The sequence below is a fragment of the Ideonella sp. FW305-24 genome (assembly GCF_058788035.1).
This window is the reverse complement of sequence record NZ_JBYTAI010000004.1, coordinates 197,657-222,243: the sequence shown is the minus strand read 5'-3', so window position 1 is coordinate 222,243 and position 24,587 is coordinate 197,657. Positions and strand designations below refer to the sequence as shown.

The following is a 24,587-nucleotide window of genomic DNA, read 5'->3' as shown; positions in this document are numbered from 1 at the left end:
GAGGCACGGCGGCGCGCCGTTCGGGCGAAGCCGCCTATTCTCCGGGAACTCGCACACCGGCCTTCTTCACCCCCAGGTCTTGAGCACCCACAGCCAGCCGCTGGCGGTGATGAAGCTGGCCAGTGTGGTGATGAGCAGCACCGCGGCGCAAAAGCCTTCCCAGTGGTAGCGCAGCGCCATCATCGGGTAGATGCTGAGCATGGGCGCGGCGGCCAGCATCAGGCCGGCGTTGCGCAGCTCGGGCGAGACCGCCGGCAGCAGCCAGAAGGCCAGCGCCACGGCCATCGGGTGCATGACCAGCTTGCCCAGCATGACCGCGCCCATGGCGCTGCGCTGGCCCTCCAGCTTCGCGCCGTGCAGCGAGCCGCCGATCACGAACAGCGAGACGGGTGACGCGACCACGGCCATCATCTGCAGCGGCCGCATCAGCAGGTCCGGCAGCGTGAGCCCGGTCAGCGAGAACAGCACGCCCAGCGCCATCGCGACGATCAGCGGCGTGCGCACCAGCTGGCCGAAGACGCGCTGCAGCGTGGCGCGCCAGGGCACTTCGGCGTCGCCCTGCGCGGCCAGCACCAGGGCCAGCGGGATGATGATGAGGTTCTCGACCAGCATGGTCAGCGCCAGCGCCACGCCGGCCACCGGGCCCAGCCACTGCACCGCGATGGGGTAGCCCACGTAGGCGCTGTTGGAAGACGACACGCCCATGCCCAGCAGCGCCGAATGCGGCATGGTGCGACCCTGGCGCAGCCGGGCCCAGGCGGTGGTGCCCAGCAGCATCAGCAGCGAACCGGCGGCATAGGCGCCGAGGTAGTGCACGTCGAAGATCTTCGCGATGGGCTGGCGCGCCAGCGCATGGAACAGCATGCAGGGCAGCGCCACGTTGACCACGAAGCGGCCGATGGTGCGGAAGTCCGGCGCGTCGAACAGGCCGCCGCGGGCAATCGCATAGCCCAAGGCCATCAGCAGGTAGATCGGGGCGGTCAGCAGCAGGATGTTCAGCATCGGCGCGAGCAGGCGGGAAAAGGAAAGCCCCGCGAGCGGGGCTTGATGGACGAGGGCGATTGTCTATCGCAAGGCCTTCAGCTGCATGCTGCCCGGCAAGGGCACCGAGCGTCTGAGCACGCCTTCGGTGAGCCAGTCGGCCGAGCGCCGCGCGCGCGCGGCCACGGTGGGCAGCGGCATCTGCTGGTAGTCGTCGTTGAAGACCTCGAAGCTGTAGTCGCCGCGGTAGCCCATCTGGCTGAGCCGGGTGACCATGTCGGCCAGCGCCTCGTTGTGCACGCCTTCGCCGGGGAAGACGCGGAAGTGGCGCGCGGTGCTGATGCGCTCTTCCACCGAGCGGATTTCCTGCCACATGAAGTCCGCCAGCTGGACGAGGAAGATCTTGTCGGGGTCGACCAGGTCCAGTGCGTCCAGCGGGGTCTTCATGGCCAGCAGGTGGAAGGCGTCCAGCCCCAGGCCGAGGTTGGGCGCATCGGCCCGCTCGACGATCTCCCAGGCCTGCGTGAATTCATTGACACTGCGGCCCCAGGACAGCGCCTCGAACGCCACGCGAATGCCCATGGGCACCGCCAGCATGGCCAGCTTGCGCAGGTCGCGCGCCATGTCGGCCACGCTGTCGCTGGCATGGCTGGAGGTGGACGAACAGGCCAGCAGCACCTTGGCGCCCACCGCGTGGCACATCTCCAGCATGGACTTGGCCACGTCCACCTTGTAGGCATGCAGGTGGCCGGACAGGCCTTCGAAATCGCGCAGCACCTGGAAGCCGGTCACGCGCAGGCCGCTGTCGCGCACGGCCTGCACCGCGGCGTCCACGCCTTGCGGATGGCCGACCAGGTCGCGTGCCGACAGCATCACCTGCTCGAAGCCGGCCGCGCGCATGGCCGCCAGCCTGGCCTCCAGCGGGCCGGCCAGCGTGATGGTGTCCATGCCGAAGTCGCGGAAATTGCCCGCGGCGGGCGCGCCGGCTGACGGCCTACCGTCGGCGTTCATTGGCCAGCCTCGTCATGGACCAGCTCGAAGCTGACACTGCCCAGCCAGGTGCGGGTGAGCGCGCCACGCTCGGGATGCCGGGCGGGTGCCTCGCCTTGCAGGTCCGTCTGGAAGGCCACACCGCGGGCGGCGAGCGCCTGCACGGCAGCCGGCACATCCGGCGCGCCCAGGCCCAGCCGCGCGAAGCGCTCGCTGGACTCGATGACAAACACCTCGGGCTCGATCAACTGCAGGTAGAACGAGCGGCAAGGGCTTTGCAGGATGTGGCCCTTGGGCAGGATGCCGAAGCGCTGCTCGTCGGGCAGCTCGGTGAAGCTGAACAGCTCGCGGTAGAACTCGACCCAGTCGTTCATGCGGTCGTTGCCGATGTACTGCACCAGGCCGAACCAGTGCAGGCCCTGCAGCGCCGGTGGCTTCGGGTTCACGCCGGGAATCGGCACGAAGTCCACGTCGTAGATCGAGAACTCGCGGTAGCGGTCGACGAAGTAGATGCGGCTGCTGCCCACGCCGTGGATGGCCGGGATGTTCAGCTCCATCACCTCGACCTGCGCCGGCACGCCCCAGGCGCCACGCGCCAACACCTGGCGGTAGGCCTCGGATGCATCGCGCACGCGCAGCGCGATGGCGGCGATCTCGGGCTGCTCGCCCAGGTGGGGGCCGCCGGCCACCGAGCCGGTGTGGGCATTGATCACCACGTTCATGCTGCCCTGGCGGTAGAGCAGCACCTCGCGCGAGCGGTGGCGAGCCACCGGCTGGAAACCCATGTCCTCCAGCACCTGGCCCAGGGCCTGCGGCCGCCGGGTGGTGTATTCGATGAACTCGATGCCGTCCAGCCCCAGCGGGTTGGATTCGATCACCGGTTCGCGCTGGAGCGCGGCAGGCAGGGTCTGGGTAAGCGTCATGGCAGCAGTGGGTAAGGCGTCAAGAGGCCAGGGTGTGCGACTGGTGCGGCGTGTGCAGCGCGTCACCGGCAGCAGGCGTGGCGCCAGGCCGGCCCAGGTCGTGCATCTGGATGCGGTAGGTTTCGCGGGCCGACCAGCAGGCGGTTGCGGCAATCGCGCAGATGCCCAACGTGAGCGAGCCGACGATCAGCGGAATGTTCTGCGTGCCGGGAGGCGCAACGGTGGCAAACAGCGCCGGCAGCATCGCGGTGATGGCCGTGCCCACGTTCTGCGAAAGCGCCATGGCGGTGACCCGCGTGCGGGTGGGGAACAGCTCGGGGAAGAAGCTGGGGAAGACCGCGTTGTAGCCCTGGTAGACCACGCCCCACATCAGCAGCGACATCAGCACCGCGAGCGGCACGTTGGCAATGCTGATCGCATACAGGTAGGCGAAGGACAGCAGGCCGGCCAGCAGCGCGCCGACGATGATCGGCGGCCGGCGGCCGATGCGGTCGGAGAGCTTGCCAATGAAGGGGATCACGATCACGGCCAGGATGTTGCCGGCCACGGGGATCCACAGGTAGACCTCCTTGTCGAAGCCGATGCCATAGGCCTTCTGCACCGCGTAGGCGCCGCCGAAGATCGTCGCCACGACCGGGATCACGTTCATCAGCGCCATGCAGACGACGCGGAACATGTCGGCCTTGTTGCTGGCAAAGGACTGGGTGATGGGCGCGCGCAGCTTCTCGCCCTTCTTCGCCACCTCGGCAAACGCGGGCGTCTCGTCGACCTCCTTGCGAATGAAGTAGCCCGCGATGATGACGACGAAGCTGAGCAGGAACGGAATGCGCCAGCCCCAGGTGTTGAAGTCCTCGCTGGGCAGGAAGTGCGCCAGCGGCAGGAAGACGGCGGCTGCCAGGATCTGGCCGGCCTGCACGCCTTGCAGCGTGAAGCTGGCGTAGTAGCCGCGTTGGCCGTAAGGCGCGTGTTCCAGGATCATCGAGCTGGAGCCGGAGATCTCGCCCGCCACCGCAAAACCCTGAATCAGCCGCATCACCACCAGCAGCACCGGCGCCCACAGGCCGGCCTGTGCGTAGGTCGGCAGCAGGCCGACGGCCATGGTCGAGAAGCCCATCAGGAACATGCACAGCACCAGCACGTTCTTGCGGCCGTGCGTGTCGCCGTAGTGGCCCAGCACCATCGCGCCGATCGGCCGCGCCACGTAGCCCACGCCGTAGGTGGCCAGCGAGGTGACGATGGCAATCGTCGGGTTGCCTGCGGGGAAGAAGATCTGCGGAAAGATCAGCGCCGCGGCGGTCGCGTAGATGAAGAAGTCGTAGTACTCCAGCACCGAGCCGATCCAGCCGCTGGCTGTGGCTTTGCGGGTCTGGCTGGCGGCGTGGGAATCTGCGAAGGGCTTCGCGCTTGACCTGCTCATGGTGTCTCCTGTTGTGATGGCGGGAGACAAGAGGCCTGAATCGCACCCCACAAGGCTGTCGCCTGCCACGAGACGGGATTCCAGCACCGGCACCCCGAAGACACCAGCGATTTGCGCGATGATCGCGCACCCTGCGCGCTTTGCGGACCAAAAAGGGGTTTTCACTGAGCGCAGAGACGCGCCAGGCCCTGCTTCAGATCAAGGGCGCCAGCCCCAGCGCCGCCTCGCGCAGCAAGGGCAGCAGCCGCACGGCCAGGTCCTCGGTGGTGTGGGTGACCGCCTGCACGGTGCAGCTCATCGCGGCCTTGCACTCGCCCTTGCGGTTGAGCAGCGGCACCGCAATGCCCACCAGGTTCATGTCCAGCTGGCGCTCGGTGATCCAGTAGCCCAGCGCACGTGCGGTGCGGCAGTTCTCCAGGAAGCGCTGCGGGTCGGTCACCGTCTGGCCGGTGTAGCTGCTGAACTCGTGCACCGCGGCCCAGGCCTTCAGCGCCTCGTCGCTCCAGGTCGACAGCATGGCCGTGCCCGGCGTGACCACATGCGCCGGCGCCCTTGCGCCCACGTGATGGCCAATCGACACCAGGCGCGGCGAATTGCTGCGCGCCACGTAGATCACCTCGTGCCCGTCCAGCACGCTGACGTTCACCGTCTCGCCGCACTGCATGGACACGCGCTGGATGAAGGGCTGCACCAGGCGCGGCAGGCGCGAGGCATTGAGGTAGCTCTGTCCCAGCCGCAGCACGCGTGGCGTGAGCCAGAAGTATTTGCCGTCGGTCGCCATGAAACCGAAGTGCACCAGCGACAGCAGGTAGCGCCGCGCGGCCGTGCGGGTGATGCCTGCGCGCACGCCCATCTCGCTGGCGGTCATGCGCACATGGTCGTCGTCGAAGGCCTCGATGACGCGCAAGCCCTTGCCCAGGCCATCGATCACGTCCTTGCGATCGATCTCGAACGGCGGGGTGTCATCCATGGCAGTGAAGAGGAAAGATACGGGAAAACCCGCGTTAGGCACGATCAGCGCCCGGAGCGCGCGATTATCGCGCGCATCGCTTGTCGCCTGCGCCGCGCCTGCCTATCGTCATGCCCATTCAGTGCCCCGCCGTCCCGGCGCGGGCCTGCTCCCAACATGGCCACTGCAATGATCACTGGCAAGACCACCCTGGTCGCCCACCTGGGCTACCCGACCGCGGGCTTCAAGGCCCCGATGATCTACAACCCCTGGTTCGAACGCCGTGGCATTGACGCAGTCGTCGTGCCCATGGGCTTCAAGCCCGAGGACTACGCCGCCGGCCTGAACGGCCTGCGGCGCCTGACCAACCTGCGCGGTGCGCTGGTCACCATGCCGCACAAGGTCGCCACGCTGGCGCTGATGGACGAGGTCACGCCCACCGCCGCGGTGGCCGGCGCCTGCAACGCCATCCTGCTGCGGGAAGACGGCAGCCTGCTGGGCGACCAGTTCGACGGCGCCGGCTTCGTGCGCGGCCTGCAGCGCAAGGGCTTTGCGCTGGGCGGCAAGCGCGTGCTGGTCTCCGGAAGCGGCGGCGTGGGCTGCGCCATCGCTGCATCGCTCGCCGCGGCCGGCGTGGCCGAGATGCAGCTCTTCGACTCGAACGCAGCCGCCTCCGATGCGCTGGCCGGCCGCCTCGCCCAGCACTACCCGCAACTGAAAGTCGGCCTCGGCCGCAACGACCCTGCCGGCATGGACCTGATCGTCAACGCCACGCCGCTGGGCTCCCGCGAAGGCGACCCCCTGCCCTTCGACGTGGACCGCATCGCGCCCACCACCTTCGTCGGCGAAGTCGTCATGCGCCAGCGCATCACTCCCCTGCTGGCCGCCGCCCAAGCCCGTGGCTGCCCCATCCAGGTCGGCACCGACATGCTCTTCGAAATGATCCCCGCCTACCTGGAATTCTTCGGCTTCGGCATCGCCACGCCGGAGGAACTGCGCGAGAGCGCGGAGTTGCCGGACGGGGCTTGAGCGCTGCGGGCCGCCCTGGGCAAAACGGATGCACGAGCGGCAGCAGGCTACCCGCCCGCGCCGACCGCTGCCAACAGGCCTGACGCCGCCTGCTTGTCCCTGATCGGCGGCTGCCCATACATCCTGGTGTATTCGCGGCTGAACTGCGAAGCGCTTTCGTACCCCACCTCGAAAGCGACCTGGCTCATGTTCTTGCCCTTGGACAAGATCAAGCGGCGTGCCTCGATCAACCTGAGGTGCTTCTGGAACTGCAGCGGAGAGAGCGATGTGATGGCACGAAAGTGTTGGTGGAACGCCGAACGGCTCATGCCGGCCGCCGCCGCCAGCCGCTCAATCTGCACGGGCTGGGCATGGTCCGCACGCAGGATGGCCACAGCTCGCGCAATGCGTCGCACATGGCTGTCGGGCAGGCCCAGGCAGCGGATGGCCGGGCCTTGGCGGCCCAGCAGCAGCCAATGGTGAATCTCTCGGATCAAGCCATCCTTGAGCACCGCGAATGATTCCGGGCGATCCAGCAGCAGCACCAGCCGACGCAGAGCGTCGCGCAGGTCCTCGCGTGTGTCGGGCGCGACTTGCGGTGGACAGGCCTCGGGCGCATTCACGATCAGTTCCGTGATCACGGCCGGATCCAGGTCCAGTGCCAGCGCCAGGTAGGGCTTGGCGATGCTGGCCTGGCTGATCCGACTCGCCGTCGGCCGGTTGCCCGTGACGATCATCGTGTCGCCGGCGGCATAGGACGACACGCCACTGTCCATGGCGACGCGCTTGCGGCCCTGCAATACCAGGCACACCAAGGGACTGACCACCGTGTGCTCCAACTCGCTGGGTGCCGCACGCTGGACCAAGGACAGGCCTTGGACAGGCCTGACGGTGACCCCTTCAGCCTGCTTGTGCTTTCCCGTGTAGCGCAGGATCGCCTGCTTCAGCTCCTCGGACATGGCGCATTCTGTCCATGACGGCTGTCCAAGTAAAACCGGCCTGGACAATCAGGCAAGCAATGTCGACGTTCGGGCACGAGCCAAGGCCGCCTCGACCCTAGAGTGGGCGCATCGACCCAGGAGACCCGCACATGCCCCAGTTGCCTCACGAGATCCCCTCCAGTTCAGGGAAGCCGCTCGCCGCTCACCGCGGCGTGCAGGTACTGGGCGAACAAGGCGTTGAAGGCCGCAAGGCATTCTTCATTCGGATCGAGGCCCGCCCTGGACAAGAAGAGGCGGTGGCGCAAATGCTTGGAGACATCCGGGCATGCGTCGAAGATGAGCCCGCCACGGGACCGTGGTTTGCCTTGCGGTTTTCACAGACGAGTTTTGCCATCTTCGAGGCCTTCCCCGATCTGGCAGGGCGCCAGGCGCATGTCGAGGGCGGTGGTGGCGACATCTTCCGCGACCTCGCGCGCATGAACACCATCCTGGCCGATGCGGCCACGGTGCACCGCGTCGATGTTCTCATGAGCAAGGACCACTTCTCCCATCACCCGGCGGATTGATGGACTTGGCTGCCGCCAAACCGTCTGCACACGGATCCAGCGCCAGTCGCGCGCCCTGGCCAGCACGTCCCGCAGTTGGATGCGGACGGGCCTGGGACCCAACGACCCGGCCGCCATGGAAGAGCTCGCCGACTGGCGCCTTACGACCTCTATGCATGGGCCTCAACTATGCGTAGTTGCCTGTCGCAGAGCGGGCGTTGCTGAGGCAGGACGCGCCCTGCAAGCCCTCGATGTCGTGAGCATCCACACATGGTCCTTGCCCGCAGGTGCACTGGCGGCTCCACAACCTGGAGACCGCCATGTGCACCAAGCCTTGTTCTCGCTCCCATTCCTCGGGCCGTTCCCGCAGCTGCAATCAGCTGGACCGCCACATCCCGGGGTACCGGCAGTACCTCTCGGCTGGGCCACCTTCTTGTCGTCCTGCGCGCCGACAACGCCATCGCGCCTAGGCCGCTGGACATGACCGAGCTGGCGCAGGAACTGCGTCGCTACGACCACATGGAGCTGGTGCGAGGCCTTGCCCCGAAGACACGCGAGGGCGCTCTGCGCCTCGTCGAGGCCTTGCTGCTCAAACACTTCGGTGATGACACCATCCAGTTCAATGTCATCACGGCCGAGCGCGTGCGTCGCTTCTTCGCCGATCAGGCCAAGAACTAAAAGGCGCCAACGAGCCTGGGCGCCGTGGTCTCGGCCCTGCGCGGCTACTTCCGCTGGCGTGCGACGCTGGGTGACCGTACCCATGCGCTGGTTGGCGCGCTGGCGTACCCAGCGAACTGGCAGCAGGCATCGTTGCCCCAAGCCGCAGGAACCGGCAGAGGTCGAACAACTCGAGGCCGCCCTCGGCCAGGGCGGCCCGTCGATGCTGCGTGCTGACGCCATGGTGCGCCGCATGCTCGATCTGGGCCTGCGTAGCGGCGAGGTCGCACGCCTGGGTCTGGACGATATCGACTGGGAAGCCGGCACGATCACCTTGCGCCGGACCAAGGGCCGGCGTGAAGACGTGATGCCCTTGCCGAAAGCCACGGGGCGGGCCATCGCCGCACACCTTCGCGACGAGCGACCTAAGACCCAACACCGGATGGTCTTCGCCCGGCACATGACGCCACGGGAACGGCCGATCGGCCCGGACCTCTTGCGCAAGACCACCCGCCAGCCCCTGGCCCTCTGCTGGCGCAAAACAACCGGGTCTGACCACCGCAAAGCAATCTTGGAATGGGCAAATGCGGGGGCTGCAGCTGCCGAATTCACCTGACGCGTGGCGCTGTCGCACCAGGGGGTTGGGCCGGAATCCAGCACTGGCAAGCCCTTCAACCCTCAACCCGGTGCCGCTGTACATACCGCCGTCAAGTACGGTGCAGCCCGTTCACCGGCCTGCGCCGCTCCGGCCGAAATCGCCACACCAGGAGCAACAGAGCGAGCCCCGCCGGCAACCAGCGAAGATCGGTCTCGACCGGTTGCCGCCAGGCGAGCGGACTGTCGAGCATCGCGCGTTTCAGCACGCCTGGATCGGTGAGGGGCGCATAGCCCAAGCCCATTCCGGCGGCGAGCGACTGCAGGTAGTCGTCCTCGCGGCGCGACAAATGCTCGATGCCCTGCCCCACGCCCGGCCGCTGCACGACTTCATCGGCCGTCCAGAAACCGGCCGGGTTGCCATTTGAATCCGTCTTCGGAATCCGCACTGCCACTTCTCCGCCCACTCCGATCAGCCAGCCGCCGATCTCGCCGGGCGTGATGTCAGCCATCAACGGCAGGCCGGGTTCGCGCAGGGGCGGCGCCTCTTGCCCGTCGGTCAGGAAGATCACGTGGGTGTGCGGCTCCATTTGCTTGGCGGTGCGCAAGGCCCAGGTGACTCCCTTGCCGATGTTGCTCGCATTGGCCCAGCGCATGCGGCCATCGATTTGATCCAGCGAAGCGAGCAGCTCTTCATAGTGGCCGCAGACCTCCACCGGCAGCAGCAGCACCAGCACGCGGTAGTCGGCAAACAGACTCCAGCCGATTTCGGAACCGCATGGCAGGGCGAGCAGCGCCTCATGCGCAGCGGCGCGGGCAAGCGCCAGCCGGCTCACCGGCAGGCCGTTCAGCTGCAAGTCCTCGACATCCATGCTTTGTGTGACGTCGAACGTCACCATGTAGCGGTAGGTGTCACGCGACAACAACAAGTGCGGTGTACCCACGGCCAACATGAGCAGCAGCAACGCCGACGAGACGGGCCAGGTGGCGCGGTCGAATGCAGCGCGCAACCAGTTCAACACGAAACGTGTCGGGGCGTTGGAGGCAGGCCGTTCGATGCCGGCAGGAGGAGGCATCGCAACCGGGGGATGGACCGGAGCGTTCATGGCAAATCGCCGGCCTTCATGCCGCGCATGCGCACGCGGCGCTGCTCGACTGGAACGTTCTCGTCGGCGAACGCCGCTTCGTTTTCGGGCGCGAGGCGCAGCGCGCGTTCGAGGTTGTAGCGGGCGTCCCACTCTTGCGGCGCGGTGCGCAGCAGTTCGCGATAGCGCTGCTTGGCGAGCTCAAGCGCCGCGACCGAGTCGCCAGGTGCGCCAGCCATGCCCTGGCGCAGGTAGACGTTGGCCAGGTTATAGAGCGCCACCAGGCGCAGGCCCGAGGGCGAATCGTCCTGGAGCAGTCGGCTGTAGAGCTTGATCGCGGCGTCGTGCTGGCCCGAAAGCGAGAGCACATGGGCCCGGGTCAGGCGGGCTTCGGGCAGGGCATGTGGGTCGGATATGTCGCTGGAGCTGGCTGCGTGGCTCGCTGCCTGCAGGCCCTGGGTCGAGGCCAGTGCCATCGCCTGGTTGACCGCCTTCGCATGCTGAAGCTTGAGCGCCTGTTGCAGCAACATGCCCGTGAACACGAAGGCGACAACACCAAACAGGGCATGTACTGTTCGCCGCTTCATGACCATCCCCTCACTTCGATCGATCGCCAGGCCAGCAGCGCGACGCAACACGCGAGCGCGATGGTGAACAGAGCACCGCTGTGATCGCGACGTGGTACGCGTTCGAGGAACGAAAGCGGCTGGTTCTGTTGGCGATCGATCTCGGCGACCGCTGCTGCCATGGCGCCCGCATCGTCTGTCTGGTAGAGGTGGTAGGGCGTGGCGAGCTTGCTGAAGAAGCGGTGCAGCAAGATTTCTTCGACACTCTCGTCGGCGTCTGCCGTGAGACCCTTCAGGTCGGCCGAGTTGTGGCTGGTGCGGATGTAGATCCAGTACACGCCGATGCGCTGGCGCGCCAGCCCGGCCTCGATCTTCTGGCGTGTGGGCGCGTCGAGTTGCGCGCCGCCGTCTGAGGCGATGAGAACGACGCGGCTGCCCGAGTAGGGGCGACCTTCGAACTGGCGGATCGCCATCAACAGGGCGCTGCCCATGTCGGTGTCGGGCAGGCCACGGCCGATGCCGGCAGCGGACAGGCCGGCAAGCACGACATCGCGCCGTTCGGTGAACGGCACCGTGGTCATGGGCCGGGTGCTGAAGGTGATCAAGGCGAAGCGGTCGTCCTGCCGCTTGGTGACAAACTGGGCGAGTAGTTCGCGGACGATCTTGCCCTTGGAGTCGCCGACTTCCAAGCCGCCCCCGGAAGAATTCCAGGGCCTGATGACGCTGTCCATGCTGCTGCTGCGGTCCAGCAGAATCAGCACCTCGGCGCCGCGGCCGGTGCGCTGTATCTGCGCACCCGATTGGCCCGGACCGGCGAGCCCGACAACGAGGCTCGCCAGCGCCAGCACGCCGAGGGCACGCCATGCCAAAGACAGAGCGCGGCCGACGCGGTCCACCGGCAGCCAGGCGAGGTTGGAGAACGCGAGCGCGTCGCTGCGCCGCCGCAGCATGGGCAAGGCAGCCAGCGGCAGAAGAAGCAGCATCAAGGGATGCAGGAAGTCGAGCGCCATCATGACCCGCCGTGGTGACGCTTTTCTGCGTCGCGCAACGCGAGGCAGAGGTCGCGCAAGGGGTAGGAGGCGTGGATGGGCTCGGTCGCGAAGAATCGTTCGCTGGAGCGTTGATAGAACGCCTCCAGTTGCGGCTGCAGTGCGCGCAAATGTGGCGCACTGGTCAGCAGCCCACCCAGGGTACCGGCCGTGACCACGTGGCCCGCCGTGGCGTCGAGCGCCCGGTGAATGCTGAGCCACGCGGCGGGCTCGGCCTGAACTGCTGCCCTGTCGAAGCGCTGCAGTTCGGCCCAGGCACGCGCGAAGGGCAGCCGGATCGCCTCGCGCCGGTTGCGCCACAGCCACCAGGCGAGCCAAGCCGCGAGCGTCAGTGCCAAGCCGGTGGCCAGACGATCGAAGCGCCGGCGGATCAGCGCCGTGGGCAGAGCGGCAACTTCGTGGTCAGGACGCATGGCCAGCAGATCGCCCTGCGCAGACACGTTGTCTGGCGTCAGGGGACCCATGGTGATGGGCCACTCGGCGATCTGCCAAACGTTGCCCGACCGGCCCTTGAGCGTCAGCGCCGGCAGATTCGCGTTGGTGAGCGTTCGCGGCGCATTGACCACCTGGTAGTCGATCGCCAACCAGCGCTGGCCGGAGGCATCGGTCTCGAGGCGTGGCATTCGGCGGTCGAACCACGCACCGACGCGGCCGCTGGGCGCTGCCGCCGCAAGTTCGTCGTCGCCGAGCAACAGGCGCTGCGTGAGCACGTCGCCTATGGTGTTGCCGAAGGCGCGCGGCTGCTGCACGGTGGCCGGGGCCGCGCCGGCAGCGATGGCGACGCCGGCGGCCAGCGCGCCGGCGACGAAGACCAGGCACGAACGACTCACGCCACGTTCTCGAGGAAATAGCGCGACAGCGCCTCGGACTCGAACGCGCCGTGCACCCAGAAGGGCTGGATCTCGCGCGCGCGAAACCGGGTGTCGATCTCGGCGCGGCGATTCGCCACCGCGGTGCGCCATTGCTCCCGAAGGGCATCGCGCATCCACAGCGTTCGCTGCGAGCCGGACTCCGCGTCGCGCACCGTGAGCAGCGCGCCACTGGGCGGCGGCTCGGTCTCGGCGCGGTTCCACACGACGAGGGGGACGACGCGCGCTCCACTCAGGGTGTCGAGCACCTCTCCCAGCACGGCCAGCGGCCAGTGGAAATCCGACACCAGGAAGACCAAGGCCCGCTTGCCGGCGAGCCGACCCACCGCGTGATTGAGCGCGGCATCGACGCTCGTGCCGGTGTCGCTGGCGCGGCAATCGCGCAGCAGTCCCGACATCAGGCCCGCCATGCCGCGGCCGTGACGCGCCGGCAGGAACAGATCGTCGCGCGGTTCGCGGTCGAAGGCGAGCAGCCCCACCGCGTCGCCAACGCGGAACGCACTGTGGCCCAGCGCCTCCACGAAGTCCGCAGCGACCTGCAGCTTGGCACGCCCGCCGCCGAACTGCATCGACGCCGAGACATCGACCACCGCGTAAACCGGCACGGCAACGCGCTGCTTGTGATTGCGCACCAGCCACTGGTGACGCACGTCGCGCACGCTCGCGCGCAGGTCCAGGCGGCGCGGATCGGGGTGGTCGAACAGGCGGGCGTGGGTGGCAAACTCCTGGCCGGCACCGAGGGTGGAGCCTGCATGCGCACCTGCCCGGTAGCCGCCGGTGCGCGAGCGCAAGCGGTAGTGGAATTCTTCCATCTCAGCACCGCCCGGCCGCCCGAAGGTACTGAGACGCGCCCTCGGGGAGCAGTGAGCAAAGCGAGCGTGGGGGTTTCATTTCAGGGCGCGGCCACCTTGTCGAGGATTTGGCGCACCAGTTCCTCGGCGAGTTCAGTGCGGCGCATCTCATAGACCGGGGTGAAGAACACGCGGTGGCCGAGCGCCGCCGGAACCACGGCGTGCAGGTCGTCAGGCAGCAGGTGGGTACGTCCGGCCAGCCAGGCAACCACGCGGGCGGCGCGCAGCAGTGCGCTCACGCCGCGCGCGCTCGCGCCGGCGAGGATCAGGCGGTCCATGTCCACCCCCGGCAGTGATATGCCGAAGGCCTTGGGCGTGTCGCTCGCCTGCCATAGCGCCAGCACATAGCGCCGGATTGCTGGGCTGGCCTGCACGCTGCGCTGGATCGTGCCGGCGATCGCGTTGAGTTCCTCCCACGGCAGCAGGCCCGCTGTGACCTGCTCGATCAAGGCGTCCACGTCGTGGTAGGCGTTCTCGAAGACCAGTGCCTCGCGAACCGCCGGGTCGCTGGGCTTGGCCATGTTGAGCTCGAACATGAAGCGGTCGCGCGCGGCCGACGCCAGCTCGAAGGTCTCTTCCTTCTCGACCTTGTTGCGGTCGGCGTAGACGGTCATGTGCGGAAACGAAAACTCTCGATTGAAGGCCGAGACCGTGCGTTCGGCCATCGCGCGCAGCAACAGCGACTGCACTTGCGGCCGGGCACGGTTGATCTCGTTGAAGAAGAAGGTCGTCAGTTGCTCGCCATGCCGCAGCAGCGGCCCGGGGTCGATGCGCGGCTGGCCCTCGGCACTGACATAGGTGTGATAAACCAGGTCACCGGGCAGCAGATCGATCGTGCCCTCGACCCGCTCGAAAGCGCCGCCGACCGCACGCGAGAAAGCGCGAAGCACGGTGGTCTTGCCCACGCCCACGTCGCCCTCCAGCAGCACGTGACCGCGCGCGAACAGCGCCACGTTGATGAGCCGGATCGTGTCCGCCTGGCCGATGACGGCCTTGCCAACCTCATCTTCGAGACGCAGCGCAAGGTGGTGCCAGTCGCGAAGCGATTCGTCCGAACTCATGGTTGCTCCCGTGGGCGTGGGCCAGGCGCATGCCCACAATCGACGTCAGCGTAGCCGCTGGGTCCGAAGGTGTCTTGCCTGAAAATGGCCTTGTCGATTGCCTGACAGTCAACCTTTCTGGGTGCGTCGCATGAACGTTGCAGTGGAGTTCTCGACCTTGCTGGTGCCGCCGAACAAGCGCGTGGCGCGCTGGACTGAAGCCGCGTTCGACCGCTTCGTCGAGTCGGCGTTCGAGGTGCTTGACGAGGACGGATTCATTGCCACGATGCGCAATCGCGAGCTCGCACAACTCTCGCTGACCCGCATCGACTCGGCCGGTCACAGCCGTAAGCGTGTCACGCGTTCGCAGCACCAGGTTGCGCGGGCGGCCGAGGACTTTGTGCTCGTCAGCATCCAACTCGAGGGAGGATGCCGCGTGGTCCAGGGAAATCGCGAGGCGATCCTCGCACCGGGTCAGTTCGCCATCTACGACAGCACGCGACCCTACGAGCTGATCCTCGAAGAGGACTATCAACAGGCGGTGCTGCGGGTGCCGCGCGCCGCGCTGTTGTCCCGACTCGGCGACGCCGATCTGACGGCGCTGGCGGTAGCGGCCGAGGCCCTGCCCGCGCGCATGCTCAACCAGATGGTACGTTGCGCATGCGACTCCAACGCACCGCTGTCCTCGGCACAATCGCTCGACGTCGCCGACGGCGTAATGAGCGTGCTGACAAGCGGCCTGCGCGGCCTGCAGGGCGAACCCGACGTGACCTCGGGGGCGGGGGCGAGACAGATCGCGCGGGTCAAGTCCCATGTCGCCGAGAACCTGGGCGACCCGCAGCTCACGGTCGGCCGGATCGCCTTGTTTCTAGGTCTGTCGGTCAGCTACCTGCACAAGATCTTTCGCTCGGAGGGCACGACGCTGGAGCGCTGGATCTGGGAAATGCGTCTGGCCGCGTGCCAGCGGGCGTTGCGCGATCCGCGCTGGTCGGCCCGGACCATCTCCGACATCGCCTTCTCGTTCGGCTTCAGCGACGCCGCACATTTCAGCCGGAGCTTCCATCGGCGCTTCGCCATCACGCCGCGCGCGTGGCGACAGGCCGACGACGCACCAGGGTTGCCGCGGCCAAGCGTTTCTGACGATGCGCGATGACCGCCGCACTCTGACAGGCCAATTCCTCAGAAGGCAAAGGGCTTGCCGCTCAGGCAACCGCACAGCAGGGAGGTGCTTTGCAGCGGTCGTTGGTGATGGTCGTGTTGTGGCCGACCAGTGCCAGCCGCGAAAGTCAGCTGCCCGGCCGCGCAGTTCGAGCGTCAGCTCGAAGGCGATGAGTTCGTGGGCCTGACAGTCACTGGACGACCCTGAGCGGTTCTTGGACTCGCCGACCTCGCTGCCGAAAAGCAGTCGATCATGTCCAGTCGGTCGTTGAGAGGGGCGCGCCAGCCAACTGTCCGTAGGCCACACTTGTCGGTGGTCGGCATGCGACCGTCGTGGCCGCAAGTCACGAGCCGCCAGCGGCGCCAGGTCCGAGTCAGGGGTTCGGCCGGGGCACCAGCCGCATCACTGCACGGTTTCAGCACCGGCGCGGGGCCGCGCGATTGAGGCAAAACCATCCGTGGGTGACAGTCATTGCTGGCCGGCGATGACTGGCTTGACGGTGCCGCCAAGGGCAGGAATCCGGGAGAACACGTCAACAATGAAATCCATGAACACGGTTGCTCGCGTCGGCAAAAGTCGATTGGCGACGTAGACGATCTGGACAGGAACGGCCGGCGCGGAGTAGCCCGTCAAGATGAACTTCAGGCGCCCACTCCTCAACCCTTCGTCGAAGAGCCATGCCGGGCCGTGGCCGATTCCCAAGCCTGCAATGACCGCCGCGCTGACCGCTTCAGGTGAGTTCACTCTGAGCCTGCCGGAAACGGGCACATCGGTCTCGCGAAAGCGCCAAGTAGCACCCGACGACAGCAGCGTGTAGATGACGCAGTCGTGGTCTCGGAGGTCGTCCGGCGTTTGCGGCACTCCGCGCTTCGCCAAGTAGGCTTCACTCGCCACAAACACGCGTTCGTAAGCGCCTATGCGTCGAGCCCGCAATGCGCTGTCTTCCAGTTGCCCGATGCGGATCGCCAGTTCCGTCCCTTCGTCAACGAGATTGACAAATCGATCACTGATTTGCAGGTCCAGAGTCAGTTTCGGATAGCGCTCCAGAAAGGTCGGCACGTGCGGCAACACGAAGGCATGGCCCAGCGCGGTGGGGCAGGCTACCCGCAAGAGCCCTGACGGATCGACGTTGCTCCTGAAAGACGATTCGGACTCGTCCACAGCATCAAGAATCCGCCGGACGTCCGCGTAGTAGCGCTCCCCCTCAGGCGTGAGGGCAAGCTTCCGTGTGGATCGGTGCAGGAGCCGGGTCTGGAGGTGCTCCTCCAGCGCTGCGACGTAGCGGCTCACGTTCGGCTGCCCCAGGCCCAGGTCACGGGCTGCGGCCGTGAAGCTCCCCGTTTCCACAGCACGCGCGAAGCAGGTCATCAGCAGGAATCGGTCCATGCGCCCCTCCAATTCATGCCCGAAATGCATGGACGGTATTCGATCGGGCCATCTTATCGAACTGACAGCATGGATGCACATTCTCCCCATCGGCCACGGTGGGTGGCCGTCTACAGGAGAACCTCATGTCACGCTTGCAAGGCAAACGCACCCTCATCACCGGCGGCACCAGCGGCATTGGCCTGGAAACTGCCAAGCAGTTCCTGGCCGAAGGCGCCCGCGTCATCGTCACCGGCGTCAACCCGGATTCCATCGCCAGGGCCCAGGCCGAACTCGGGCCGGAGGTGCTGGTGCTGCGCGCCGACTCGGCCAGCGTGGCAGCGCAGAAGGACCTGGCACAAGCCGTCAAGAACCACTACGGCCAGTTGGACGTGGCCTTCCTCAACGCGGGCATCTCCGTCTGGCTGCCGCTCGAAGACTGGACGGAAGAGATGTTCGACCGTTCATTCGATGTCAACGTCAAGGGCCCGTACTTCCTGATCCAGTCGCTGCTGCCGGTGTTCGCACCCTCCGCATCGGTCGTCCTGAACACGTCCGTCAGCGCGCATGTGGGCGCAGACCGCTCCTCCGTTTACGCGGCCACCAAGGCAGCGGTCCTGAACATGTCGAAGACGCTGTCGACCGAGCTGCTCGGGCGCGGGGTTCGCATCAACGCGGTCAGCCCGGGGCCTGTCGACACGCCGCTGTACGACAAGCTGGGCATCCCCGAGGCCTACCGCGAAAAACTGAACAAGGACATCGCGGCCACCATCCCGCTGGGCCGCTTCGGCACGCCAGAAGAGGTGGCCAAGGCCGTGCTGTACCTGGCCTCCGATGAATCCCGCTGGTCGATTGGCACGGAAATCGTGGTCGACGGCGGTCGCCTGCTCAATCGCTGAGCGCACAAGGTTCTGCGCGCCGAAGGCGCCTTGCGACTGGGACGAGTCGAAGGCGCCTTCCTGATCCCTGCCAACACAGACGCCCATCAAATGCTTACCCTGATCAGCCACCCGCTCTGCCCGTTCGTGCAGCGCGCCGCGATCGTCCTTCTGGAGAAGGGCGTCGCCTTCGAACGCGTCAACGTCGACCTGTCGGCCAAGCCCGGTTGGTTCCTCGCGCTGTCGCCCACTGGCAAGGTGCCCGTGCTCAAGGTTCCCCAGGCCCATGCCGAGGACGCGGCGCTTTTTGAAAGCGTGGTGATCTGCGAGTACCTCAACGAGACGCAGGGCGGCTCGCCGATGTACCCCCACGACGCGCTGACACGCGCCCGACACCGCGCCTGGATCGAGTTCGCCACTCAGACTTTCGCTGAAGGCTGGCAGTTCCTTCATGCGCGTGACTCGCAGGTTGCGGATGCGAAGCGCGCCAGCTTCCGTGAGCGCCTGGCCAAGTTGGAGTCGGAAGTCACCGCAGGCCCGTATTTCGCTGGCGCGGCGTTCGGCATGGTCGATGCAGTCTATGCACCACTCTTTCGCTACTTCGAGCTGATCGACCCACCAGCGACGCGGCAAATCTTCGATGGCCTGCCGCGCGTTTCGGCCTGGCGAGAGGCATTGGCAGTGCGAGCCAGCGTGAGCAATGCAGTTGCCGAGGACTACGCCTCCCGCTTCCAGGCGCATCTCCACCAGCAAGGTGCCCTGCTGGCAGCGGCCTGATACCTATTCCATGCAACCCAATCGAATCTCCAAGGAATCAGCATCACGAGCCGCCGGGTGGCCGCACACCTCCCCTATGCCCTGAGCCGCTCTGCCCCTTTCCCCCGAAACTCCGCCAGCCGCTCCGCATACGGGTCCAGCGCGTCTTCTGGCCTGCCCAGCGGCAGCCCCACCACAGCGGCAAAGCGCGCAGGCGTGACCTGACCTTGCGCCATCAACTCGTCCACCAGCGCCAGCAGCGCGCCGCGGTGGGTGTCGAGCAGCTTCGTGGCGCGGGCGTGCTCGGCCTGCAGCAGCGCTTCGATCGGGGCGTTGCTGGCTTCCACGTCGGTGCAGAGGTTCTCGTCATTGTTCATGGACACGTCGCTGCGGCCAATGCGCCCGCCGTGGCCGAAGTGGCGCAGCATGCGGGCTGCGCTTTCGGTGGCCTTGCGCAGGTCGCCTTCGGCACCGCTGGAGCTCAGCTCGGCGCCGAAGACCAGCAGCTCGGCGGCACGCCCGGCCAGGCTGGTACAGATCGAGTCCAGCAGGTTGCGGCGCGACCAGACCTTGCGCGAGGTGTAGGCGTTGTAGCCGCCCTCGAAGCTGGCCACGTGGATCTTGATCTCCTGCGGTGCGCGGCCGAAGAGCAGCGCGTGCACCAGGCCGTGGCCGGCCTCGTGCACGGCCAGCAGCGCGCGGAAGTCGGCGTTGTTGCGCTGGCGCAGGCGCGTGATGTCGAAGGGCGCGGCAATCGCGTGCGACTGGCCGCGCCAGTGTGCGATCAGGCTGCGGCCATCGGCCGTGAGGCCCACGCTGTCGCCGGCCTCGGCGCCGCGCTCCAGCGCCCACAGCGCGGCCTTGGCCAGGCCTGCGCCGAGGATGGCGTGCAGCGACGAGAACAGCGGCCGGGTACCCTGCGCAGGGAAAACGGCGTTGGCGTAGATCTGCTCGCGAACGCTGGTGGCCAGATCGAAATGCAGGCCGCAGCGGCCCGCCGTATCGCGGGCATAGCGAGCGCAGTTCTGCTCGATCAACTGCTCGTACGCACGGCGCGACAGCGAGGGGTAGATGACATGCTCGTTGCCCAGTCGCGCCACCTGCTCGGGCTTGAAGCGCTTGTTGAGCGCCTGCTTCACGTCGATGACGCTCAGCTTGCCGGTGATGGCGTGGAAGGTGTCGGCATCGCTGTCGCAATCGTCCACGCTGGTGGCCAGGTCCTCGTACATTTCGTCGAGGTTGCCGCAGACGAAGACCAGCAGCCGGCTGTAGTCCGTCTCCCATTGCTGCTGGCCGCTGTCGCGAAACTCGCGCAGGCGCTGCTGCACCTGCTCGGGGGTCCAGGCCATGATCTGCAGCAAGGGCTCGTCGAGCTTCATGTTGCGCTTGAGTTCCTTGGCCTCCCAGCTGCGCAGCTTGAAGCGCCGCTGAGCCTCGCTGGCCTCGGCGCGTTCGGCATCGAACGCAGCCTCGGCAAGAGACGATTCGATGTCGCCCAGCAGCGAGAGCGACGGCGGCAGCCTGCCGTCTGACAGCAGCGCCCAGACGTCCTGGTAGCGCTCGACCCGCACTTCGGCACGCTTGTTGTCGATGGTGCGAAAGCGCTGGAACTCGTCCAGCGCCAGGATGCCCGGCTCGCCCTCGCGCACGCCGGACTGCCCCAGCATGCCCGAGATGCTCTGCGCGCCGCGCCAGCCCGCACCGTTGGAGAAGCCGTCCATCTGCACTTCGACGAAGCGGTCGTAGAAGCCCAGCAGTTGCGCCAGGCGGCGCACCAACTGGGTCTTGCCGGTGCCGGTCAGGCCCCAGAGGCAGACGATGACGGGCCGCGAGACGAGCTCGGGCAGCAGGTACCAGGCGCGCACCGAATCGATGACACGGTCGATGATGGCGTCGATGCCGAACAGCTCTGTCTTGAGCTGGGCGGCGACGTTCTGCAGCTGTTGGTTTTTTTGCGCCAGCTGGTCGCGCAATTGCTGGGGATCATTCATCCCAATCCTCTCTTCGCAGCAGCGCCTGCAGCGCCACGCGGTCTGCACGGCGCTGGGCGCCGCGGCTTTGGATGTGTTGGCCTGCGCCACGCAAGCCGCGCTGGGCCAGCGCACGCGCCACGGGGTCGCGCGCGCCGGGGCTCGTTTCGAGCACCAGCGTCATCGGCTGCTTCATGCGGCGCAGGGCCTTGACCCGCCCCTCCTCGAGGGCGCGGGAACGGAGTTGTGCACTCATTGCGGTTTCCGAAAAGCAATGCCCCGGCTCAATGGCGGCGGGGCTTGCTTGCCACGCGGTCTGAGGCCGAATCTGAAAAACAGACACGGTTCAGCCGGGGCGCGGGAACCGTGTTCAGTCGATGGTCGAGATGAACAAGGAGGACATAGGGGGATCTCCGTGATGCGGGCGCTGTCGTGGGCGCTTCCAGCAATGGGGTGCGAATGATGACGGCACCCGCTGCGGGTGCGCAAGCGGCAGACGCCTTCTGCGTTGTGGCGCGCCAACGGCCAGCGCTGGCTATGCTGGCGGTCATGCGCCTGCCTACGAACTTTCCGCTGCCTGCCGGGCTGACGCTGCGGCCCGCCACCGATGCCGACCTGCCCTTCCTGCTGGCCCTGCGCGAGCAGACCATGACGGAACGGCTGCGCGGCGCGGGCTACCAGCCCACCGCCGAAGACGCACTGGCGCGCGTCATGCTGTTCTTCGAAGACATCCAGCTGCTGCTGTGGCACGGCGAGCCGGCCGGCATGCTGAAGTGGCGCGACGAGCCCGCGGCCTGGCACATCGTGCAGGTCCAGCTGCTGCCCGCGCACCAGGGCCGCGGACTGGCCAGCGCGCTGCTGGGCGCCGTCTGTGCCCAGGCCTCGGCGCAGGGCCGGCCCATGCTGCTGTCGGTGCTGGTCAACAACCCGGCGCGGCGCCTGTACGAGCGCCTGGGTTTTCGGGTGACCGGCGAGGAAGACGATGGACGCAGCCTGCGCATGTGGCGGGAGGCCTGAAGCGCGTTTTGTGTGCGAACGGTTCGGCGACTTGGCCTATAAACCGGTCGGTGCGAAATTCCTCGCACCGACTTGCGCATGGAGCCGTTCTTGAGCCGCGTCATCGACTACCACCTCGCCCCGCACAGCCCCTGGACCTACCTGGGGCACGAACGCTTCGTCAAGCTGGCCCGCGAAACCGGCGCCAGCATCCGCGTGCGACCCATCGACCTGGGCAAGGTCTTCCCGGTTTCCGGCGGCCTGCCGCTGGCCCAGCGTGCGCCGCAGCGCCAGGCCTACCGGCTGGTGGAGCTGCGCCGCATCTCGAAGAGCCTGGGGTTGCCGATGAACATCGAGCCGAAGTTCTTCCCGGTGGCCACCGGCCCGGCTTCGCTGCTGATCATCGCAGTCGACCTGAAGGACGGCACCGAAGCGGCGCTTCGCCTCAGTGCGGCGCTGCTGACTGCCGTGTGGGTGCAGGAGCGCAACATCGCCGACCCGGCCACTCTGGCCACCGTGCTGGCCGAGTGCGAACTGCCGGCCGAACGCCTGGCCGAATCGACCACGCCGGAAGTGGCCGCCGTCTACGAGCGCTACAGCCGCGAGGCCATCGAGGCCCAGGTGTTCGGTGCGCCCAGCTATGTGCTGGACGGCGAGATCTTCTGGGGCCAGGACCGGCTGGACCTGTTGGCCGAAGCGCTGGCCGGCCCGACCCGCGGCGCCTGATCCATCGACCCGGCCCGGGTTTCAGTCACCCACCGCCTGCTTCAGCGCCACAGCGCCCAGCCACGGGCAGGCGACGCTGGCCAGCGCAAGCAAGGCCGCCAGCAGTTGCAGCGCCGGCCCGGCGGGCTGGCCCTGCTGCGCCGCATGCACGGCCAGCGTGCCCAGCACCAGCGCTGGCGTGGCCAGCGGCAGCACCATCAGCAAGCTGAGCAGACCCGCGCCGCGCAGCCCGGCAGCCAGCGCTGCAGCCACGCCGGCCAGTTGCACCAGCACCGCGCTGCCGAGCAGCAACGAGACCATCAGCGCCGCCAGCGCGGCACCTTGCAGGTCGAACTGCAAGGCCACCAGCGGTGCTGCCAGCAGCACCGGCCCGGCCACCAGCAACCACTGCGCCACGAAGCGCACTGCGAGCGGCAAGGCCAGCGGCAGCTCGGCCGCCTGCGCCGCCAGCTGGCACTGGTCCAGCCAGCCACTGCGCAGGTCTTCGTCGAACCAGCGGCCGCAGGCCAGCAGCACCGCAAGCAAGGCCGCGGCCCACAACACGCCTGGGCCCAGCAGCGCCAGTGTCGCCGGGTCCGGCCTCAGCGACAGCGGGAACAGCGCGGCGACCATCACGAAAAGCAGCGCATGCCGCGCCAGCTCGGCCGGCCGCTGCCAGGCCAGCGCCAGCTCGCGCCGCAGGATGGACAGGCAGAGGTTCATTGGCCGACTGTACCGACCCAGTCGGCCGGCCCCAGCCGCAGCGCCTCGCAGGCGGGAAAGCCTGCGGGCAGGCCCTGGTGCGCGCTCAGCACCAATGCGCCGCCGCTGGCCAGGTGCGACTGGGCCAGCGCACACAGCGCCGATTGGCCGGCGGCGTCCAGCGCGTCGAACGGTTCGTCCAGCAGCCACAGCGGCCGCGGCTGCAATGCCAGCGGTGCCAGCGCAAGCCGGCGGCGCTGGCCCGCCGAGAGCTGCCGCAGCGGGCGCTGGCGAGGGACCTGCATCTGGTCCAACCAGGCCTGGAGCACGGCATCGTCAACCCGCGCCGAAAGCCCCAGCCAGCCGCGCAGGTTGGCCAGCGCGTCCAGTTCGTCCGCCAGCGGCAAGGCGTGACCAATGAACCAGGCTTCACCGTCTCGCTCGCAGTGGCCGGCGGCCGGCGCGCGCAGCCCGGCCAGGGTGCGCAGCAGCGTGGTCTTGCCGCTGCCATTGGGGCCTTGCAGATGCAGCGCGCTGCCGGCCGACAGCGCCAGCGTCAACGGGCCCCAGAGCCGCCGGCCCTGGCGCACGCCGACCATGCCGCGCAGCACGAGCCGTGGGGGTGGCATCTCACGGCCTGTTTGCATCATCTCCCTACTTTAGCGGCCGCCTGCCCTGGCCCCGGAATGGGGCTGTGCAGCGCCGCGGTGCCGACGCAAACTACGCTCCGCTGCCACGGCATGGCAGCGGAGCCGATTGTTTGTGCCAATGAAGGAGTCGACATGCCCGAACCCTCTGTCCAGCCCTGCCTGTTTTTTCGCCGGCAACTGCGAGAAAGGACAAGGTGATGCATGCGTCCTTCCACATCGGCGACTTGCTGATCATGGCTTCCGACAGCTCCGTGCCGGGCGAACAAGGCTGATGGACGACGGCGCACTTTCCGAAGACTGGCGCCTGGCCTGGCAGGGACTGGGCCTGGCGCAGCCGAACGAAGCCTTGTTCAACCAGCTGCTGGCCCGCTACCGCGAGCCTCAGCGCCACTATCACACGCTGCAACACCTGGGCGAATGCCTCACGGCGCTGCAGGCCGCGCAAGGCCTGGCAGAGCGGCCGGCCGAGGTGGCGCTGGCGCTGTGGTTCCATGACGCGATCTACGACACCCGCGGCAGCGGCAACGAGCAGCGCAGCGCCGACTGGGCCGGCGAGGCGCTCGCCTCGGCCGGTGCGCCAGCCGAGGTCACGGCCCGGGTGCATGCGCTGATCATGGCGACCAGCCACACGGCGGTGCCGGCCGGACCGGACGCACAGTTGCTGGTCGACATCGACCTGGCCATCCTCGGTGCCGAGCCGGCGCGGTTTGCCGAATACGAGCAGCAGATCCGCGCCGAATACAGCTTCGTGCCACGCTGGCTGTTCCGGCGCAAGCGACGCGCCATCCTGGCCTCGTTCCTGGAACGGCGGCGGCTCTACAGCACCGGGTTCTTCCACGACAGGCTGGAAGCGCGGGCCAGGCTGAACCTGGCGCAGGCCATTGGCTGAAGCCGCCAGCAGGCCGGCCAGGTAGGCGCATTCCTACGCCCGAATGGGCGCT

27 protein-coding genes are annotated in these 24,587 nt (G+C 67.5%); 10 read left to right on the top strand and 17 right to left on the bottom strand.

The genetic code is table 11. From position 1 onward, the window contains the following. Window positions 1-66: 66 nt before the first annotated feature. The 5 genes from AC3WR5_RS12945 to AC3WR5_RS12925 all read right to left on the bottom strand — a co-directional run bounded on the left by AC3WR5_RS12945 (window position 67) and on the right by AC3WR5_RS12925 (window position 5,281). Window positions 67-1,002 (bottom strand): AEC family transporter, encoded by a 936-nt coding sequence (locus AC3WR5_RS12945; RefSeq protein ID WP_141291499.1) that lies wholly within the window; start codon window positions 1,000-1,002, stop codon window positions 67-69. Between the two features lie 63 nt (window positions 1,003-1,065). Beyond that, the gene (locus tag AC3WR5_RS12940; RefSeq protein ID WP_492484946.1) at window positions 1,066-1,992 is read right to left on the bottom strand and encodes a sugar phosphate isomerase/epimerase family protein; all 927 of its coding nucleotides are present in this window, start codon (window positions 1,990-1,992) and stop codon (window positions 1,066-1,068) included. Beyond that, the gene (locus tag AC3WR5_RS12935) at window positions 1,989-2,894 is read right to left on the bottom strand and encodes a 4-hydroxyphenylpyruvate dioxygenase (RefSeq protein ID WP_492484944.1); all 906 of its coding nucleotides are present in this window, start codon (window positions 2,892-2,894) and stop codon (window positions 1,989-1,991) included. The genes AC3WR5_RS12940 and AC3WR5_RS12935 overlap by 4 nt, the downstream gene beginning before the upstream one ends. Window positions 2,895-2,913: 19 nt before the next feature. Continuing rightward, window positions 2,914-4,311, bottom strand: a complete 1,398-nt coding sequence (locus tag AC3WR5_RS12930; protein ID WP_141289404.1) for an MFS transporter — start codon at window positions 4,309-4,311, stop codon at window positions 2,914-2,916. Window positions 4,312-4,504: 193 nt separating this feature from the next. Next, window positions 4,505-5,281, bottom strand: a complete 777-nt coding sequence (locus tag AC3WR5_RS12925; protein ID WP_141289403.1) for an IclR family transcriptional regulator domain-containing protein — start codon at window positions 5,279-5,281, stop codon at window positions 4,505-4,507. A 168-nt stretch (window positions 5,282-5,449) separates the two neighbouring features. Between AC3WR5_RS12925 and AC3WR5_RS12920 the strand changes: the two genes are divergently transcribed. Beyond that, on the top strand, window positions 5,450-6,289 hold the full coding sequence (locus AC3WR5_RS12920; RefSeq protein ID WP_231011125.1) for a shikimate dehydrogenase family protein: 840 nt from the start codon (window positions 5,450-5,452) through the stop codon (window positions 6,287-6,289). Between the two features lie 47 nt (window positions 6,290-6,336). Here the strand turns inward: AC3WR5_RS12920 and AC3WR5_RS12915 are convergent, their stop codons facing one another. Continuing rightward, entirely contained in the window at window positions 6,337-7,227 is an 891-nt protein-coding gene (locus tag AC3WR5_RS12915; RefSeq protein WP_492484941.1) for an AraC family transcriptional regulator, read from the bottom strand. Between the two features lie 131 nt (window positions 7,228-7,358). Here AC3WR5_RS12915 and AC3WR5_RS12910 point away from each other — a divergent pair, with 131 nt between their 5' ends. From AC3WR5_RS12910 to AC3WR5_RS12900, 3 genes are all read left to right on the top strand, one after another. Next, window positions 7,359-7,775, top strand: coding sequence for a putative quinol monooxygenase (locus AC3WR5_RS12910; protein ID WP_492484939.1), 417 nt, complete (start codon window positions 7,359-7,361; stop codon window positions 7,773-7,775). 459 nt (window positions 7,776-8,234) lie between these two features. Beyond that, complete coding sequence (locus AC3WR5_RS12905) at window positions 8,235-8,432, top strand: hypothetical protein (protein ID WP_492484937.1); 198 nt, start codon at window positions 8,235-8,237, stop codon at window positions 8,430-8,432. Between the two features lie 82 nt (window positions 8,433-8,514). Next, entirely contained in the window at window positions 8,515-9,027 is a 513-nt protein-coding gene (locus AC3WR5_RS12900; RefSeq protein ID WP_492484935.1) for a tyrosine-type recombinase/integrase, read from the top strand. Between the two features lie 91 nt (window positions 9,028-9,118). On the opposite strand, the gene AC3WR5_RS12895 is transcribed toward AC3WR5_RS12900, so the two are convergent. The 6 genes from AC3WR5_RS12895 to AC3WR5_RS12870 all read right to left on the bottom strand — a co-directional run bounded on the left by AC3WR5_RS12895 (window position 9,119) and on the right by AC3WR5_RS12870 (window position 14,486). After that, on the bottom strand, window positions 9,119-10,111 hold the full coding sequence (locus AC3WR5_RS12895; RefSeq protein WP_492484933.1) for an MxaL protein: 993 nt from the start codon (window positions 10,109-10,111) through the stop codon (window positions 9,119-9,121). After that, the gene (locus AC3WR5_RS12890; protein WP_492484931.1) at window positions 10,108-10,677 is read right to left on the bottom strand and encodes an MxaK protein; all 570 of its coding nucleotides are present in this window, start codon (window positions 10,675-10,677) and stop codon (window positions 10,108-10,110) included. The genes AC3WR5_RS12895 and AC3WR5_RS12890 overlap by 4 nt, the downstream gene beginning before the upstream one ends. Continuing rightward, window positions 10,674-11,666, bottom strand: a complete 993-nt coding sequence (locus AC3WR5_RS12885; protein ID WP_492484929.1) for a vWA domain-containing protein — start codon at window positions 11,664-11,666, stop codon at window positions 10,674-10,676. Before AC3WR5_RS12885 ends, AC3WR5_RS12890 begins: the two co-directional genes overlap by 4 nt. Beyond that, a complete protein-coding gene (locus AC3WR5_RS12880; RefSeq protein ID WP_492484927.1) occupies window positions 11,666-12,454 on the bottom strand; it encodes a hypothetical protein in 789 nt (262 codons plus the stop codon). The genes AC3WR5_RS12885 and AC3WR5_RS12880 overlap by 1 nt, the downstream gene beginning before the upstream one ends. Window positions 12,455-12,531: 77 nt before the next feature. Beyond that, window positions 12,532-13,386: a DUF58 domain-containing protein gene (locus AC3WR5_RS12875; RefSeq protein ID WP_492484924.1), complete on the bottom strand. Its 855-nt coding sequence runs from the start codon at window positions 13,384-13,386 to the stop codon at window positions 12,532-12,534. 80 nt (window positions 13,387-13,466) lie between these two features. Continuing rightward, complete coding sequence (locus tag AC3WR5_RS12870; protein WP_492484922.1) at window positions 13,467-14,486, bottom strand: AAA family ATPase; 1,020 nt, start codon at window positions 14,484-14,486, stop codon at window positions 13,467-13,469. A gap of 130 nt (window positions 14,487-14,616) precedes the next feature. On the opposite strand from AC3WR5_RS12870, the gene AC3WR5_RS12865 reads away from it, so the two are divergent. Beyond that, complete coding sequence (locus AC3WR5_RS12865) at window positions 14,617-15,618, top strand: AraC-like ligand-binding domain-containing protein (protein ID WP_492484920.1); 1,002 nt, start codon at window positions 14,617-14,619, stop codon at window positions 15,616-15,618. 474 nt (window positions 15,619-16,092) lie between these two features. Here the strand turns inward: AC3WR5_RS12865 and AC3WR5_RS12860 are convergent, their stop codons facing one another. Beyond that, window positions 16,093-17,010, bottom strand: a complete 918-nt coding sequence (locus AC3WR5_RS12860; protein ID WP_492484918.1) for a LysR family transcriptional regulator — start codon at window positions 17,008-17,010, stop codon at window positions 16,093-16,095. Between the two features lie 125 nt (window positions 17,011-17,135). Here AC3WR5_RS12860 and AC3WR5_RS12855 point away from each other — a divergent pair, with 125 nt between their 5' ends. Both AC3WR5_RS12855 and AC3WR5_RS12850 read left to right on the top strand, forming a co-directional pair. Continuing rightward, the gene (locus tag AC3WR5_RS12855; protein ID WP_492484916.1) at window positions 17,136-17,888 is read left to right on the top strand and encodes an SDR family oxidoreductase; all 753 of its coding nucleotides are present in this window, start codon (window positions 17,136-17,138) and stop codon (window positions 17,886-17,888) included. 90 nt (window positions 17,889-17,978) lie between these two features. Continuing rightward, the gene (locus tag AC3WR5_RS12850) at window positions 17,979-18,644 is read left to right on the top strand and encodes a glutathione S-transferase family protein (RefSeq protein ID WP_492484914.1); all 666 of its coding nucleotides are present in this window, start codon (window positions 17,979-17,981) and stop codon (window positions 18,642-18,644) included. A 74-nt stretch (window positions 18,645-18,718) separates the two neighbouring features. Here the strand turns inward: AC3WR5_RS12850 and AC3WR5_RS12845 are convergent, their stop codons facing one another. Then, window positions 18,719-20,614 (bottom strand): AAA family ATPase, encoded by a 1,896-nt coding sequence (locus tag AC3WR5_RS12845; protein WP_492484912.1) that lies wholly within the window; start codon window positions 20,612-20,614, stop codon window positions 18,719-18,721. Continuing rightward, window positions 20,607-20,849 carry a hypothetical protein gene (locus AC3WR5_RS12840; protein WP_325650874.1) on the bottom strand — a complete coding sequence of 81 codons (243 nt, stop codon included), beginning with the start codon at window positions 20,847-20,849 and terminating at the stop codon, window positions 20,607-20,609. Before AC3WR5_RS12840 ends, AC3WR5_RS12845 begins: the two co-directional genes overlap by 8 nt. Window positions 20,850-21,142: 293 nt before the next feature. Here AC3WR5_RS12840 and AC3WR5_RS12835 point away from each other — a divergent pair, with 293 nt between their 5' ends. Together AC3WR5_RS12835 and AC3WR5_RS12830 are read left to right on the top strand one after the other, a co-directional pair. Further along, window positions 21,143-21,610 (top strand): GNAT family N-acetyltransferase, encoded by a 468-nt coding sequence (locus AC3WR5_RS12835; protein WP_492484910.1) that lies wholly within the window; start codon window positions 21,143-21,145, stop codon window positions 21,608-21,610. A 90-nt stretch (window positions 21,611-21,700) separates the two neighbouring features. Continuing rightward, window positions 21,701-22,315 (top strand): 2-hydroxychromene-2-carboxylate isomerase, encoded by a 615-nt coding sequence (locus AC3WR5_RS12830; protein WP_492484908.1) that lies wholly within the window; start codon window positions 21,701-21,703, stop codon window positions 22,313-22,315. A gap of 21 nt (window positions 22,316-22,336) precedes the next feature. Here AC3WR5_RS12830 and AC3WR5_RS12825 read toward each other — a convergent pair whose 3' ends face one another. Both AC3WR5_RS12825 and ccmA read right to left on the bottom strand, forming a co-directional pair. Next, window positions 22,337-23,017 (bottom strand): heme exporter protein CcmB, encoded by a 681-nt coding sequence (locus AC3WR5_RS12825; RefSeq protein WP_492484906.1) that lies wholly within the window; start codon window positions 23,015-23,017, stop codon window positions 22,337-22,339. Next, a complete protein-coding gene (gene ccmA, locus AC3WR5_RS12820) occupies window positions 23,014-23,625 on the bottom strand; it encodes a heme ABC exporter ATP-binding protein CcmA (protein WP_231010998.1) in 612 nt (203 codons plus the stop codon). The genes AC3WR5_RS12825 and ccmA overlap by 4 nt, the downstream gene beginning before the upstream one ends. Window positions 23,626-23,917: 292 nt before the next feature. Here ccmA and AC3WR5_RS12815 point away from each other — a divergent pair, with 292 nt between their 5' ends. Next, the gene (locus tag AC3WR5_RS12815; protein WP_492484904.1) at window positions 23,918-24,535 is read left to right on the top strand and encodes an HD domain-containing protein; all 618 of its coding nucleotides are present in this window, start codon (window positions 23,918-23,920) and stop codon (window positions 24,533-24,535) included. The last annotated feature ends 52 nt before the right edge of the window (window positions 24,536-24,587 follow it).